Annotated in this window: 12 protein-coding genes; 5 read left to right on the top strand and 7 right to left on the bottom strand. The window is 73.4% G+C overall.

Annotated features, from left to right (window positions below):
• The first annotated feature begins 14 nt into the window (after positions 1–14).
• Genes ABZ642_RS08575 through ABZ642_RS08585 form a run of 3 tightly spaced genes read left to right on the top strand, consistent with a single transcriptional unit; the run spans position 15 to position 3,584 of the window.
• Positions 15–1,388: an NtaA/DmoA family FMN-dependent monooxygenase gene (locus tag ABZ642_RS08575; RefSeq protein WP_360479242.1), complete on the top strand. Its 1,374-nt coding sequence runs from the start codon at positions 15–17 to the stop codon at positions 1,386–1,388.
• Positions 1,385–2,467 carry an LLM class flavin-dependent oxidoreductase gene (locus ABZ642_RS08580; protein ID WP_360479245.1) on the top strand — a complete coding sequence of 361 codons (1,083 nt, stop codon included), beginning with the start codon at positions 1,385–1,387 and terminating at the stop codon, positions 2,465–2,467. Before ABZ642_RS08575 ends, ABZ642_RS08580 begins: the two co-directional genes overlap by 4 nt.
• Entirely contained in the window at positions 2,460–3,584 is a 1,125-nt protein-coding gene (locus ABZ642_RS08585; protein ID WP_360479248.1) for an LLM class flavin-dependent oxidoreductase, read from the top strand. Before ABZ642_RS08580 ends, ABZ642_RS08585 begins: the two co-directional genes overlap by 8 nt.
• A gap of 3 nt (positions 3,585–3,587) precedes the next feature.
• Here ABZ642_RS08585 and ABZ642_RS08590 read toward each other — a convergent pair whose 3' ends face one another.
• The 5 genes from ABZ642_RS08590 to ABZ642_RS08610 form a co-directional block, all read right to left on the bottom strand.
• Entirely contained in the window at positions 3,588–4,658 is a 1,071-nt protein-coding gene (locus ABZ642_RS08590) for a phosphotransferase (RefSeq protein WP_360479251.1), read from the bottom strand.
• Complete coding sequence (locus ABZ642_RS08595; protein WP_360479254.1) at positions 4,655–5,416, bottom strand: ABC transporter ATP-binding protein; 762 nt, start codon at positions 5,414–5,416, stop codon at positions 4,655–4,657. Before ABZ642_RS08595 ends, ABZ642_RS08590 begins: the two co-directional genes overlap by 4 nt.
• Positions 5,413–6,177 (bottom strand): ABC transporter permease, encoded by a 765-nt coding sequence (locus ABZ642_RS08600; RefSeq protein WP_360479257.1) that lies wholly within the window; start codon positions 6,175–6,177, stop codon positions 5,413–5,415. Before ABZ642_RS08600 ends, ABZ642_RS08595 begins: the two co-directional genes overlap by 4 nt.
• Positions 6,174–7,211, bottom strand: coding sequence for an ABC transporter substrate-binding protein (locus ABZ642_RS08605; protein ID WP_360479260.1), 1,038 nt, complete (start codon positions 7,209–7,211; stop codon positions 6,174–6,176). The genes ABZ642_RS08600 and ABZ642_RS08605 overlap by 4 nt, the downstream gene beginning before the upstream one ends.
• Before the next feature lie 116 nt (positions 7,212–7,327).
• Positions 7,328–8,248, bottom strand: coding sequence for an ABC transporter substrate-binding protein (locus tag ABZ642_RS08610; protein WP_360479263.1), 921 nt, complete (start codon positions 8,246–8,248; stop codon positions 7,328–7,330).
• 408 nt (positions 8,249–8,656) lie between these two features.
• On the opposite strand from ABZ642_RS08610, the gene ABZ642_RS08615 reads away from it, so the two are divergent.
• Positions 8,657–9,505: a rhodanese-like domain-containing protein gene (locus tag ABZ642_RS08615; protein ID WP_360479266.1), complete on the top strand. Its 849-nt coding sequence runs from the start codon at positions 8,657–8,659 to the stop codon at positions 9,503–9,505.
• A gap of 235 nt (positions 9,506–9,740) precedes the next feature.
• Here the strand turns inward: ABZ642_RS08615 and ABZ642_RS08620 are convergent, their stop codons facing one another.
• Positions 9,741–10,820 (bottom strand): M12 family metallopeptidase, encoded by a 1,080-nt coding sequence (locus ABZ642_RS08620; RefSeq protein ID WP_360479269.1) that lies wholly within the window; start codon positions 10,818–10,820, stop codon positions 9,741–9,743.
• Positions 10,821–10,914: 94 nt separating this feature from the next.
• Between ABZ642_RS08620 and ABZ642_RS08625 the strand changes: the two genes are divergently transcribed.
• Positions 10,915–12,642 (top strand): LuxR C-terminal-related transcriptional regulator, encoded by a 1,728-nt coding sequence (locus ABZ642_RS08625; RefSeq protein WP_360479272.1) that lies wholly within the window; start codon positions 10,915–10,917, stop codon positions 12,640–12,642.
• A 116-nt stretch (positions 12,643–12,758) separates the two neighbouring features.
• Here ABZ642_RS08625 and ABZ642_RS08630 read toward each other — a convergent pair whose 3' ends face one another.
• Positions 12,759–15,323 (bottom strand): CHAT domain-containing tetratricopeptide repeat protein, encoded by a 2,565-nt coding sequence (locus ABZ642_RS08630; protein ID WP_360480160.1) that lies wholly within the window; start codon positions 15,321–15,323, stop codon positions 12,759–12,761.
• Positions 15,324–15,382 lie beyond the last annotated feature (59 nt).

A 15,382-nucleotide genomic window follows, 5' to 3' on the forward strand; every position in this document is an offset into this window, starting at 1 on the left:
GGACCGCACCCGACATGAGCAAGCCCCTGAAGCAGATCCACCTGGCCGCGCACTTCCCCGGCGTCAACAACACCACCGTGTGGAGCGACCCGGCCGCCGGCAGCCACATCGAGTTCAGCTCCTTCACGCACTTCGCGAAGACCGCCGAACGCGCCAGGTTCGACTTCCTGTTCCTCGCCGAGGGCCTGAGGCTGCGCGAACAGGGCGGGAAGATATACGACCTGGACGTCGTCGGCCGCCCCGACACCTTCACCGTGCTGGCCGCGCTGGCCGCCGTCACCGAGCACCTCGGCCTGACCGGCACCATCAACTCCACCTTCAACGAGCCCTACGAGGTGGCCCGCCAGTTCGCCAGCCTCGACCACCTCTCCGGCGGCCGGGCCGCCTGGAACGTGGTCACCTCCTGGGACGCCTTCACCGGCGAGAACTTCCGGCGCGGCGGCTTCCTGCCGCAGGACGAGCGCTACTCCCGCGCCAAGGAGTTCCTCGCCACCGCGAACGAACTCTTCGACTCCTGGCACGGCGACGAGATCATCGCCGACCAGGCCACCGGCACCTTCCTGAGCGACGCCAGGGCCGGCTCCTTCGTGCACAAGGGCCACCAGTTCGACATCCACGGCCAGTTCAACGTGCCGCGCTCCCCGCAGGGCCGCCCGGTGATCTTCCAGGCCGGCGAGTCCGACGAGGGCCGCGAGTTCGCCGCGTCCGGTGCCGACGCGATCTTCAGCCGGTACGCCACCCTCGACGCCGGCCAGGCCTTCTACACCGACGTGAAGTCCCGCCTCGCCAAGTACGGCCGCAGCCCCGACGAACTGCTGATCCTGCCCGCCGCCAGCTTCGTCCTCGGCGACACCGACGAGGAGGCCGAGGAGATCGCCCACCAGGTGCGCCGCCAGCAGGTCAGCGGCGCGACGGCCCTCAAGCACCTGGAGTTCGTCTGGAACCGGGACCTGTCGTCGTACGACCCCGAGGGACCGCTGCCCGACGTGGACCCGCTGGTGAGCGAGGAGCACATCTCCCGGGGCCGCGCGCAGGTCCGGATGTACCGCGACCCGATCGCCGTCGCCCGCGAGTGGCGCGAGCTCGCCGAGGCCAACAAGTGGTCCATCCGCGACCTCGTGATCAACACCGGCAACCGGCAGACCTTCGTCGGCTCCCCGGCCACCGTCGCCCGCACGATCAACGACTTCGTGCAGGCGGACGTCTCCGACGGCTTCATCCTGGTCCCGCACATCACCCCCGGCGGCCTCGACCTCTTCGCCGACACGGTCGTACCGCTGCTCCAGGAGCAGGGGGTCTTCCGCACCGAGTACGAGGGCACCACGCTGCGCGACCACCTCGGCCTCGCCCACCCGGACGAGAAGCGGAACGAGCGGGTGGCGTCGTGAAGTTCCTGGCGATCACCCTGATCGTGCACCGCCCGGATCCGGTCACGGGGAGACAGAAGTCCACCCACGAGCGGTTCCGCGAGGTCCTCGACAACGCCGTGCTCGCCGAGGAACTGGGCTTCGACGGCTTCGGGGTGGGGGAGCGGCACGAGCGCCCGTTCATCTCCTCCTCGCCCACCGTGGTGCTCAGCCATGTCGCCGCGCTCACCCGGCGCATTCGGCTCTTCACCGCCGTCACCACGCTCAGCCTGCTGGACCCGGTGCGGGCGTACGAGGACTACGCGACCCTCGACCACCTCTCCGAGGGGCGCCTCGACCTGATCATCGGCAAGGGCAACGGCACCGCCCAGCGTGAGCTGTTCCATGTCACGCCCGAGGACCAGTGGGACCGCAACGCCGAGAGCTACGAGGTGTTCCGGCGGCTGTGGCGGCAGGACAAGGTGACGGCGAAGACCAGGTTCCGGCCGGAGCTGACGGACGCGGAGGTCTGGCCGCGCCCCTACCAGCGGCCGGTCCGGGTCTGGCACGGCAGCGCCACCAGCAGGGAGTCCGTCGACCTCGCCGCGCGCTACGGCGACCCGCTGTTCTCCGCGAACGTCACCAATCCCATCGAGCCGTACGCCGAGTTGATCCGCTACTACCGGGAACGCTGGGAGCACCACGGCCACGACCCGGCGGACATCGCCGTCGGCGCGGGCACGGCAGGCGTCCTGGTGGCGCCCACCAGCCAGCAGGCGCTGGCCGCCTACCGCCCGGTGTTCGAGGCAAACCTGGCCTTCTTCCGGCGGGCCGGACTGCCGGTGGTCTTCGAGACCCTGGAGGACTTCGTCGAGCGCAGCTCGGCGCTGATCGGCAGTCCGCAGCAGGTCATCGAGAAGGTGCACCGCTATCACGACCAGTTCGGGCACACGGTCCTCCATCTGCACGCCGACGCCGGCGGGCTGACGGACACCCAGCACCGCGACTCGCTGGAGCTGTTCCAGTCGGCGGTGGCCCCGGTCCTGCGCAAGGACATCCCCGACCCACCGTTCCCGTGGGCACCCGTACTCCCGGCCGCCGAGGAGCCCGCACATGTCTGACATCCCCCTCGGCGTCCTCGACCTGGTGCCGGTCCCGAGCGGTGCCAGCGCCGCCGACGCGCTGCGTAACTCCATCGAACTCGCCCGGCGCACCGAGGAGTTCGGCTACTCCCGCTACTGGTTCGCCGAGCACCACCTCAACCCGGGGGTGGCCGGCACGTCCCCCGCGGTGGTCCTGGCGCTCACCGCCGCCGCGACCTCCACCATCCGGCTCGGTTCCGGCGCCGTACAGCTCGGACACCGCACCGCGCTGTCCACCGTCGAGGAGTTCGGCCTCCTCGACGCCCTGCACCCGGGCCGCCTGGACCTGGGCCTCGGCCGCTCCGGCGGCCGCCCGCCCGCGGAGAAGACGGACAGCCCGACGACGACCCCGGTGGCCGACGGCCGGGCACCGGGCGGCCTGGTCATCCCGCCCCGCTTCTCCTTCGCCCGCCTCCTCGGCTCCCCGCGGATCGCGCTCCACCGCAAGCTGCTGCTGCTCCCCGGCGCCGAGTCCCAGGACTACGCCGAACAGATCGACGACATCCTCGCGCTGCTGGCCGGGACCTACCGCACCGAGGACGGCGTCGAGGCCCACGTCGTGCCCGGCGAGGGCGCCGAGCTCGAGGTGTGGATCCTGGGCAGCAGCGGCGGCGAGAGCGCACAGGCCGCGGGCGAGCGGGGCCTGCGCTTCGCCGCCAACTACCACGTCAGCCCGGCCACGGTCCTGGAGGCGGTGGACGGCTACCGGTCGTACTTCCAGCCCTCGGACGTTCTCGACAAGCCGTACGTCAGCGTCTCCGCCGACGTCGTGGTGGCCGAGGACGACGCCACCGCCCGCGAACTCGCCACCGGATACGGCGCCTGGGTCCGCAGCATCCGCACCGCCGAGGGCGCCATCCCGTTCCCCACCCCCGACGAGGCCCGGGCCCACGTCTGGACGGACGAGGACCGGGAGCTGGTCCAGGACCGCCTCGACACCCAGTTCGTGGGCAGCCCGCGGCACGTCGCCGACCGCCTGGAACAGCTCCAGGAGGCCACCGGCGCCGACGAGTTGCTCATCACGACGATCACCCACGACCAGGCCGACCGCGTCCGCTCCTACGAACTCCTCGCGGCGGAATGGCGTCGGCGCTGAGGCTCACACCTGCGCGGCCACCAGCTCCAGCAGCCGGTGGCCCGCCCGTCCCGAGAACCACTCGGCATGGCCGACGTAGTACTCGTACGCCAGCCGGGCGTTCTCCCGGGACCGGGTGACCCCGTGGAAGTAGTCCAGCTCGGACAGGGCGAACTCGGCGTGCACGAGCGGCAGGAGGGCGGGCAGGGCCGCCGATTCGGCGGCGGTGAGCGGGCGCACCGACTGGTATCCGTGCAGCAGCTCGATCACGTGCTTCTCCTGGACCGGGCGGTCGGGGTCCAGCCACTGCACGGTGTTGCGTTCCAGGGCCGTGGCCAGATCGTGCACCGCGGTGGTCCGGTCGCTCATACCGAAGTCCAGGACCGTGGCGACCTCGCCGTCCTCGCCCCACAGGAGGTTGGAGGCGTGCCAGTCGTTGTGGGTCCACAACGGGGTGAGAGCCGGGAGGTGCGGGGCCAGGCGCTCGTGGAGCGGGAGCAGCACACGGTGGGTGTCCTCGTGCCAGGGAAAATCCGCCAACGCCCCCGCCAGCCGGGGCCGTTCGGCCGTGTACGTGGTCAGCGCGGCCCAGGGGTCCGGAGCCGCGAACACCGTGAACGAGGCGACCAGCGGCTGCGGTGAGCGGCGCGGTGCGGCGAAGCCCTCCGCCGCCAGGTGCAGCCGGGCCAGCGCCTCGCCCGCCGCCCGGGCATGGGCCGTACCGCGGAACGGCGACCAGGACAGCGCGTCCCGGTACAGGTCCGTGCCGGTCCCGGTCGAGTGGACCTCGTACGTCCACTCGCCGCGCTCCACCAGGTCCAGCACCTCCACCACCGGCGCCCCGCGCTCCCGCAGATGGCGCAGGAAGGCGTGCTCCTCCGCCAGGCCCCGCGGGGTGCGTACGGAGACATGGTGGCGTTTCACGAACAGCCGCCGCCCGTCCCGTTCCACCACGGCCGCCGCCGACAGCGGACGCGGGCTGCGCCACACCACCCGGGCCGGACCGGTGACGGCCGTGACCTCGGTGTCGGTCAGCACCGGCCAGTCCGGCTCGACCGGCTCGGTGCCCAGACCATGGGCGAGATGCGAAGTCACGGCGCACTCACCGCCGTTGTGCCGCGCAGGGAGTCCAGGATCCGGCGTTCCGTCGCCGCGAACTCGGGCGCCGTGAAGTCGTCGGCGCCGCGCGGACGGGGCAGCGGGACCTCCACCCGGTCGACCACCGTGGCCGGGCGCGGGGACAGGACGTGGACGGTGTCGGCGAGCAGCACCGACTCCCGGATGTCATGGGTGACCAGGACGACCGTCCAGCGGTGGCGCTGCCACATGCCGGCCAGCCACAGCTGCATCTCCGTGCGGGTCAGCGAGTCCAGCGCGCCGAACGGCTCGTCAAGGAGCAGCACCGGCCGCTCCAGGACCACCGTGCGCAGCAGCGCGGCCCGCTGCCGCATGCCGCCGCTGAGCTGGGACGGATAGGCCTGCTGGAAGCCGTCGAGGCCGAAGTCGGCGAACAGCGCACCGGCCCGCGCCCGCGCCTCCTTCTTCCGCACGCCCTGCGCCTCCAGGCCCAGCGCGGTGTTGTCGAGGACCGTCCGCCAGGGGAACAGCAGGTCCTTCTGCGGCATGTAGGCGACCTTGCCGGATTCCACCCCGGCCGGCTCGTCCTCCACCAGCACCTGTCCGGAGGTGGGTTGGTCGAGCCCCGACACCAGGTTGAACAGGGTGCTCTTGCCGCTGCCGCTGGGCCCGATCACGGCGGCGAACTCGCCCGGCTCCACGGTGAGGTCGAGGTCGCGCAGGACGTCGAGGTCCCCGAACGACTTGCTCACCCGCTCGACACTGAGACCGCTCATGGCCGCCGCTCCTTCCGTTCCCAGGGCAGCACCAGCCGCTGCAGCAGATAGGTGGCCCCGAACAGCGCGATGCTCAGCGCGGCCGTCACCGCCACCGCCGCGAAGACGAGGTCGGTCCGGAACGCGCTCTTCTGGGCCTGCATGTAGATCCCGAGCCCCGACTCGGCGCCCGCGTACTCGGCGAACACCGCGCCGACGACGGCGTAGGTGATGCTCACCCGCAGCCCGGCGAAGAAGTACGGCATCGCGCTCGGGACCCGCACCAGCCGGAACGCGCGCCGGCGCCCGGCGCCGAGCGAGCGCAGCAGCCGCATGGCCTCCCGGTCGGTAGCCGCGAAGCCCGCGGCCAGGTTGGCGGCCAGCGGGAAGAACGTCGTGAGTGTCACCACCAGCATCTTCGGCAGCAGCCCGAAGCCGAACCAGATGATCAGCAGCGGGGCGACCGCCACGATCGGGATCGTCTGCGTGGCGACCAGCAGCGGGTACAGGCCCCGCCGGGCGGCGGCGGAGAAGTCGAGCAGCACGGCCACCAGCCAGGCCGCCGCGAACGACAGCGCGAACCCGAGCAGCGTCTCCTGGAGCGTGGGCAGCGTCTGGTCCCACAGGTCCTGGCGGTTCGCCCAGCCCTGCTCGGCCACCCGGGCGGGGGAGGGCAGCGTGGTCGGGTCGACCCCGGCCGCCGTCACGTACAGCTGCCAGCCGCCGACCACCACGGCGAGCACCAGCAGGGGCGGCCACAACGACCGCAGGACCGGCTTCACTTGGCGACCGGGAGGTAGGCGTCGGTGAAGAACGTCGAGGTGTCCGGTGCCTTCGTCAGCTTCTTGCCGTTGGCGTCGACGAGCAGTCCGGCGTCGTACTCGAAGTCGGCGAAGGCCTTCCAGCGCGCGGCGCTCTGGGTGCCGGTGGTGCCGTCGGCACCCTTGTAGTACTCCTCGGCCAGCAGCCGCGAACTCTCCTTCACCAGCTTCGTGTTGGTGAGCACGCTCTTGTTGGCGGCGATGAGCAGGTCGGCGGCCTGGTCGGGGTTCCCGGCCGCGTAGCGGTAGCCCTTGTCGACGGCGGCCAGGAACTTCTTCGCCACCGCCGGGTTCTTCTTCAGGAACTGGTCGGAGGACGCGATCAGCGTGGAGTAGATCGCCGGGAAACCGTAGTCGGAGAGCTGGAAGTCCTTCAGCGGCTTGCCGCTGAGCTTCGCCTCCAGCCCCTCCCAGGTCGGCATCGGCATCGCGAAGTCCGCCTTGCCCGCGTACAGCGCCGCGTACGCCGAGGTGTTGAGGGTGACCTGCTTGAAGTCGCCCTCGCCGCCCGCGTTCTTGATCACCTTCTGGAGGAGCGGCTTCTCGTAGGGGGCGCCGAACCCGGCGTACGTCTTGCCGTCAAGGTCCTTGGGCGAGGTGATGTCGGTGCGGTCGGCGCGCACCGAGACGGTCACGTCCGTCTTCTGTGTGACGGCGTAGACCGAGGTGATGTCCTGGCCGGCGGCGCGGGCCGTGGTGACACCCTCCTGGTAGGAGATGCCGAAGTCGGCCTTGTGGTTGGCGATCAGGGTCTCCGGCGCGGTCGAGCCGTAGGGGATGATCTTCAGGTTGATCCCGGCGTCCTTGAACCAGCCCTTGGCCTGGGCGACGTAGATGCCGGTGTGGTTGGTGTTGGGGGTCCAGTCCAGGGCCAGGGTGACGGTGGTGGTGCCGTCCTTGGCGGCCGCCGTGGAGTCGGCATCGGCCGAGCAGGCGGTGGTGACGGCGAACAGTGTCGTGGCGGCCAGGGCCGACAGCGCGGTGCGGCGGAGCATGGTGGAGGGTCCTTCGTACGGGGAGGGGAGTCGGGCGGCGGTGCGGGGCGGTCAGGCCCGACACAGCGCGCTGTCCACCCGCTTGAAGTCGACGGCGAGCCGCCGGGTGAGCAGGGTCATGCGGTCACGTCCAGCAGGCTGTTGGTGAAGGACCGGTTCCAGTCGTGGTCGTGGGCGATCGCACCGTTCTCGGCGAGCCAGTGCGCGTACGGGCCCATACGGTCCTCGTCGATCACACCCCAGCGCCCCTGCGGATCGGTCCACGTGGGCGCGATCAGGGCGAGGGAGCGGGCGATGAGCGGACGCGGGAAGTACGGGATGACCCGCTCCAGCATCTCCAGGGTGGCGTCGGGCTCCCCGGCCGCGGTGGCGTAGCCGCGGGCCGTCACGGTCAGGAAGTCCCGCACCAGGGACGGCTGCTCGTCACGCAGCCGCTCGCTCGTGCCGAGCAGATAGCTGTGGTAGCGGGGCGCGCCGATCTCGTCGACCGGCCAGGTCAGACGCCGTCGCTCGGGCAGGTCGCCGCGCAGGGCGTCCCAGGACCAGTAGTTGCCGAAGGTCGCGTCCGCCTCGCCCGCCTCGATGTCGTCCACGGTCAGCTCACGGGCGCCCGCGTCGACCGTGATCACCGCGTCCGGGTCGCCGCCGTCCGCCGCCACCAGATGGCGGACCATGGCCCGCCCGCGCGGGGTCGGGTTGAAGGCGAGACGGCGGCCGGCCAGGTCGCGGGGGCGGCCGATACCGGTCGAGGTCGTGGTCTGGATCGCCTCCAGACCACGATGGTTGACGGCGGCGACCGCGACCAGCGGCTGGCCGAGTGCCGCTCGGCGGGCGAGCAGCCGGTTCGGCGGGAAGATCCCGAAGTCCACCTCGCCCCGGGCCAGGTACTCCAGCGTGTCCCCGCGCCCCGGATCCTGCACCACGAGTTCGACGTCCAGCCCCGCGGCCGCGTACCAGCGGCGGGCACGGGCGACGTAGAGACCGGCTGAATTAGGCCATGGATGGAAATAGTCGAGCATGACCCGTATGTGCGGCATGGGGGTACTCCGAAGGCGGTGCGCGCGGGCGCGAGGGGTGAGCGGGGTGCGGGGGAGGCGGCGGTCAGCGGGACCGGCGACACCAGGTGTGACGACAGCGGGCGCGACAACAACAGGAGCGGGCAGCGCGGTCAGGCACCGGGGACTGCGGCTCTACTGCTGTGGGCACGTGGACTCCTACGCGGGGCGCAAAGCGCTTCTGGTGCGGTCGGCGTCCCCATGGGGACCGCGCCCGCGCTCGGCGAACGGATCCCAGACGCCCTCTCAGCCCGGTCGGGGAGGGGCTCCCGCGTAGATGGCCGAAACCATAACCGCAGCTCCCGTATGCCGCGCAAGCCGCGTCCGGAATGTGGGACGCTACTGCCCATTAAATGAGACGCCCAGGTCACGGGCGTACGATCGGCCGCCATGACCACCCTGCTCCCCGGCCCCCTGGTCGACGACACCTGGCTCGCCACCCACCTGGACGACCCGCGCCTGGTCGTCCTCGACGCCACCGCGCTGCTGCCCTCCCCGCGCCACGACGGCGACCACCGCTCCGCCTCCGGCCGCGCCGGCTGGGCCGAGCGGCATGTCCCCGGCTCCCGCCATGCCGACCTCACCGGGGACCTCTCCGATCCCGGCGCGCCCTACCACTTCGCCGTTCCGGCCCCGGACGCGCTGGCCGCCGCGCTGGCCCGGCTGGGTGTGGGGGAGGGGACCGAGGTCGTCGCCTACGACACCGGCGGTGGTATCTGGGCCGCCCGGCTGTGGTGGATGCTGCGCGCGATCTCGGTACCGGCCGCGGTGCTGGACGGCGGCCTGGCCGCGTGGGAGGCGGCGGGACGGCCGGTGGCCACGGGGGACGGCGACCCCGGGCCTGCCGCCGTACCGGTGACGCCGGTGCCGCGGGCCGAACTCTGGTCGGACATCGAGGAGGTGGCTGCGATCAGCAGGGGGGAGCGGCCGGGGGTGCTGGTGTGCGCGTTGCCCTCCGGCGGGTACGCCGGGTCCGTGCCGACGCGGTACAGCAGGCGGGGGCATATCCCGGGGAGTGTCAGCCTGCCCGGGCGGGGCCTGCCGCCCGCCGAACTCGACGCGAGGGTGCGGGAGTTGGGTGACGCCTCGCCGGTCGTCCTCTACTGCGGTGGCGGGATCTCGGCGGCGGGGGCGGCGCTTGCGCTCACGCTGCTGGGCCGTGCGGACGTGTCCGTGTACGACGGTTCGCTCGAGGAGTGGTCCAAGGACCCGCGGCGGCCGCTGGAGTTGGGCGGATGAGGGGTGGGGTGGACGCGGTGATGCACCGGGTGCGGGTGCGTGGGGGCCGGTCGCGCCCACGCGGCGGAGCCGCATGTCGACAGGGTCCGGCGCCCCTGGGGCGTATCCCCGGCGGAGTGAAAAGCGCACCGGTAGGGCCGCGGCACGTATCCCTCCCCCGAAGGCTACGTGCCGCGACCGCTTCCCCCGGCGCCGGACAGTGGTCCGACCTCCGCGTCACGGCCCTGTGCCGGTGTCACCAGCACATGACCGCTGTCTCCCCCGACCCCCACGTGGAATGGAGACGGACGCGGACGAAGTAGCGTCGGCCCTTGACGAGCCGGACCCTGATCCCGGTGTTGTGCGGGGTGCCCCCGTCGTCGTGGCCGGTGAGGTAGCGCGGTTCCCCGTCGCGCACCTCGAAGACCACGACGACGGAGTCGCTCTCTCCGAAGGTGCCCACGCGGTACACGCGGGTCTCCGGCGGCTCCACGGCGAAGTCCGCCTGCTCGCCCGGGCCGAGGCCGAGCGGCACCGAGCGGAACGGCGCCAGCGCGGCCGGGGCGTCGGCGGGCGGGTACCAGCGGAGCACGAACTCCTTGTCGGCCGGGGACAGCGAACCCGGCGGGTACAGACCGTTGTGGTACTGCTCCGGCTCCAGGATCAGCCCGGGGCCGAAGGGGAACTGCATCACGGACTGCGGATCCCACACCGAGCCGTTGGCCTCGGCCGGGTCCAGCTTCCGCAGGATGTTGGAGTCCGTCCTGTCCCGGCTCCAGTGGTTCGGCGGGCCGGCGAGGTCGGTGTAGACCGCCTCGTCGTCCCAGTGGACCCCGGCGAACGGGCTCTGGTGCTCGTGCCGCATCCCGAGCGCGTGCCCGATCTCGTGCAGGGCCGTCCAGCGCCCGCCGGCCTCGGTCAGGTCCCAGCCCAGGTTCATGGTGCGCTCGCCCGCGCCCACCGAGAGCGCGTCCCGGCCGACCGCCGACCAGGAGCCGTCGCCCAGCTGGAAGCCGATCCGCAACTCGGCCTCGCAGCGGTCGAAGACCTCGGTGAACGTCACCCCGATGCCGAGGTCCTGCCACTCCCGGAAGCACTCGCGCACCAAGTCCCGCTGCTCCTTGGCGCCGGCCCACGGCACCCGGCGGGTCTCCCCGGTCCCCGGGACCGGGATCACCGAGGCGTCGGAGTCGGCGTCGAAGAAGTAGTAGTGCAGGACCGTGCCGTTGACCCACATCCGCCACCCGCCGATCAGCGCGCCGAGCCGCTCGGCGGCCAGCCCCGGGGCGAACGCCGGGACCGACTGCCGCGGAAGCGAGCAGTAGCGTCGGGTCATGCGCCCAGACTGCCGTTCCCCCCGGCCGGCCGCCTGAGTCGGAAGCTACTCAAGTCCCCCTGTATCAGGGCTGAGTAACGCGACTCATACTCACGTGACGAGTTGCGAACAGGATGCGCGAACCCTCGAACCGCCCTGGCCGTTCACCGGCCGGGAGGACGAGCTGGAGCTGGTCAGGCGGTCGCTGGGGATCGGCCGGCAGGGTGTCGTGGTGACCGGACCGGCCGGCGGCGGCAAGACCCGGCTGGTCACGGAGGCCGTGCGGGGCACCGACTGCGTCCGGGTGACCGGCACCCCCGAGACCTCCGCCCTCCCCTTCGCGGCGTTCGCGCACCTGCTCCCCGGCCGCCTCTCGCTGCCCGCCGCGATCCAGCACCTCTCGGGGGTACGGCTCCTCGTCGTCGACGACGCCCATCTCCTCGACGAGGCCTCCGCCGCCCTCGTCCACCAGCTCGCCGTGCACGGCCGCACCCGGCTCGTGGTGGCCGCCACCGACCCGGCGCCCGTCCCCGGCGCGGTCTCCCGGCTGTGGACCGGCGAACTCCTCACCCGTCTCGCCCTGGAGCCGCTGCCGTACGACGAGACCGCCCAACTGCTCGCCGGCGGCGGCCTGGAGCCGCTCACCGTGCGCCGGCTGCACCGGGTGTGCCGGGGCGATCTGCGGCTGCTGCGGGACCTGCTCGGCGCGCTGCGCGAGTCCGGTGCGCTGAACCGGGTGCCGGACACCGCCGAGTGGGCCTGGCGCGGCCCGCTGCCGCTGACCGCGACCGTGCGGGACCGGATCAGGCCCCTCTTGGACCGGCCGGACCCCGGTGAGCGCGACACCCTCGAACGCCTCGCCTTCGCCGAGCCCTTGCCGCCGCACCTCGACGACGGCCTCGACCTCGGCATCCTCGAACGGCTGGAGACCGACGGCCTGATCCAGGTCGACGACCGGGGCGCGGTCCGCCTCGCCCACCCGCTGCACGGCCCCGCGCTGCGCTCCCGCGCGGGCCGGCTCCGAGCCCGCCGCCTGGCCCGCACCCCGGGCCAGTGCGAACCCGCCCTGAAGAACGAGCAAGAACAACTCGCGGAATGTGTCGACCACTTGGACGTACGGGAGGTGCCGGCCCCGGTGGGGGAGTGGCTGGCCTCGGGAGGCCTGCCCGTACCGGCCGGGTACGCGGCCGTGCGTGCCCGGTACTCGCGGCTTCGGGGGGAGCTGCGAGAGGCGGCGGCGTGGGCGAGGGAGGGACTGCGGACGGCGCCGGGCGACGCCTCCTGCCGTACCGAACTCGCCCGTGCCGCCGCCGAGTCGGGGGAAGCTGCCGTAGTGCGCGGGGACGGGGGTCTCGCGCACTACGGCGCAGTACGGCTGGGGGAGCCGGCGGCGGCCGCCGGACGGCTGGACGGCGTCCTGGCCCGGCACGCGGAGGCCCTCGCGCGGGGCGACGGGGCCGCCCTGGACCGGGCCGGGGAGGCGCTGGCCGAACGCGGTCTGCTGCTGTTCGCGGCGGAGGCGCACGCCCAGGCGGTCCGCGCGCACCGCGACCCGCGGGCCGCCCGGATGTCCCGCACCCGCGCCGTCGCCCTCGCCCGCCGCTGCCAGGGCGCCCGCACCCCAGCCCTGTCCGGTCTGGTCCTCGGTGAACTCACCGCCCGGCAGCGGCAGATCGTCACGCTCGCCGCGGCCGGCCTCAGCAACCGCCAGATCGCCGAGCGGCTGACCCTGTCCGTACGGACGGTGGGCAACCACCTCTACAGCGCGTACACCCGCCTCGGCGCGAGCGACCGGGCGGCACTGCCGTGGCTGGTGGAACAGCCCGAGAAAGAGTCGGCGTGACGCTCCGGCGCCCCGAAGGGGCGCGGGGAACTGCGCGACCAGCCACGACGGCGCCGCACCCCGACGACGGTCCTTCGCGGCGCCCCGCCGAACCGCAGCCGGCTTGACTCGGTCGCTCAGGCCGCCCCGAAGGCCGCGAACGCCCAGCCCGTCGCCTGGTGGACCGCGTCGCCCGGCAGGGCCGCCCGGGCGTCCCGGAGCGCTTCCGCCAGCGACAGTCCGGCACCCAGGCCCTTGTGCAGGGCCAGCATCAGCGGGACCACGGCCGCGTCGTTGACCGGCGCACTGCTCGCCACCACGCCGGCCGTGCCCAGCGGCAGCAACGCCGTGACCAGGCCGAGGAGTTCGTCGGCGCCGACCGAGGCGAGGCGGGCGGTGTCGCAGCTGGAGAGGATGATCCGGTAGGGGCTGCGGGCCAGGCGCTCGAAGTCGTGGACGATCAGCGGGCCGTCGGCCATGCGCAGCGAGGAGAAGAGCGGGCTGTCGGCGCGGAAGGTGCCGTGCGCCGCGATGTGCGCCAGCGCCGCCCCGTCCAACTCGTGCAGCACAAGGGGGACTTGGGCGTCCTGCTGTTCAAGGATCCGTGCCGTCGCGTACCGACCCGCCACCTCGGGCACCTCCGCGCCCCCGGTCGCCAGTCCCGGCCCGCGGACCAGCACATGGCGGCCGCCCGGCGGCGGCTCGGTCTCCCGGGCCCGCAGCCAGCTCCCCGCCGACGGCGACACGCTGAGCACCCGCTCCCGCAGCGAGGGCAGCAGGGCCCACGGCACCCGGTGCAGCGCCCCCGGCGGGACGATCACCACGGGCCCCGAGCCGAGCTGGTCCGCCGCCGCGCCCAGCAACAGCTCCTCCAGCCGCCGCCCGGCCGCCTCCACCACCGCGAGCCGCCTCTCCGCCCCCGGATGCGCCAGCCGCCGCAGCCCCGCCTGGACGTGCTCCGCCTCGGCGACCGCCTCCGCCAGCAGGCCGCCCGCGAAGCGCCGTACCCGGCCCTGTCCGCACAGCAGGATGTGCACCCGCCCGTCCAGCACGGCGAGTTCGACCAGGCGGGCGTCGCCGAGCCGGTCGAGCAGCCGGGCCGGGTCGAAGCGGTCGCCGCCGCCGGGGGCGTCGCCGTGGATGTGGTGGGTACGGGAGCGGATCTCCCCTTCCAGACGGCGCTGTTCGCGCTCCAGCGCGGGCACCGGACGGCCCTGCCTGCGGGCGTCCTCCGCGCGGGAGGCGATCTCACGGAACGCGGTGAGCGAGGTGAGCAGGGCCGGGTCGGCGGGCGGCCGGGTCGGGGGAGTGGACAGCACCGTGGCCCGCCAGCGTTCGCTCCACTCCAGGAGCCGGCGCGGTCCGCCGTGCGTCAGGCTCGCCTGCTGGGCCAGCGCGGCCAGCTCCGCGCCCTGCGCGGTGGCCCGGGCCCGCAACTCCGAGGCGCCCAGCGTCATCCGGTGGTCGTCCAGGACGTCCAGGCCGCGCCGGCAGGCCTCCAGCACGCCCCGCCGCGAACCGGCCGCCCGGGCGCGCAGCGCCTGTGCCGCCCAGCCGGTCATCCGGGCCAGCGGCGGTCCGCCGTGTCTGCTGCGCGCGGCCACCGCCAGATGCCGTTCCGCGTCCGCCGTCCAGCCCAGCGCCAGCGCGATCCGCCCCGCGAGCAGCGAGGCCTCCGGCGCGGCCGGCGCCCCGAAGGAGGCCAGCTGGTCGGCGACCGCCGCCGCGTCCTGCACCAGCCGTCCCGAAGCGGCCCCGCCCGCCACCCGCGCCTCGATCAGCACCAGCCGGGCATGCGTCTCCCACCAGCTGCGCCGCTGCCCCGAGAAGAGCCGTACGGCGACGGCGGCACGGGCGATCGCGGTCTGCGCGTCCCCCGCCGAACGCGCGGCCCGGGCGGCGGCCAGCAGCAGTTCGGCCTTGCGCGTGGACTGGCCGCCGAGCCGGTCCAGCGCCGCGATGGCCGCGTCCGCCTCGGCCAGCGCCTCGGGCGCGAGCCCGGCCGCCATCAGCACCTCGCAGCGCCGGATGTACAGCATGAACGTCGGTGTGCCCAGCTCGGCGTACCGCTCCTCGGCCTCGGCGAGCAGGCGCAGCGCCGCCGGGATGTCGCCCGCCCTGAACGCGGCCAGGCCCCGGCTCTCCACCGCGTCCGCCTTGTCGTGCTCCTGGCCCGTCGTCTCCCACAGCAGCTCCGCCGCCGTGAAGTCCGCGTCCGCCCGGTCCACCGCGCCGAGCGCCAGATGCACAGTGGCCCGGAGCGTCAGCGCCCGGGCCGTCCAGATGACGTCGTCGGCCTGCCGCAGCACCGGTATCGCCCGCCGTACGTCCTCCAGGGCCTCCTTGTGCCGGCCCAGCACCCACCAGACGTACGCCCTGCGGTACAGCACCCGGGCCCGGGTGTGTCCGCTGCCCCGCGCGACCCCGCGCTCGAACGCGGCCAGCCCCTCCCGGGTGCGCCCCGCGTGCACCAGCGCGACCCCGAGCGTGGCGAGGACGTCCGCCTCCCGCTCCGCCGAGTCCGCGCGCGCCGCGAAGTCCCGGGCGCGCCGCAGCTGGTCGAGGGCGACGCCGAGGTCACCGAAGTCCCGTTGCCAGATGCCGATGACCTGGTGGGCGATGGACGCGTCCAGCGGCGACGGATCGGACCGGAGGACCCGCTCCGCCCGTGCCAGGGCCTCGCCGGGGGCGGCGAACACCATCGGCAGGAGTTCCGTAACCGATTCGCTTCGCGCTGTCACCCCTCGGATGGTAGTGGCCT

It is taken from the genome of Streptomyces sp. NPDC007157, from assembly GCF_040634235.1.
In the GTDB taxonomy this organism is placed as follows: Bacteria; Actinomycetota; Actinomycetes; order Streptomycetales; family Streptomycetaceae; genus Streptomyces.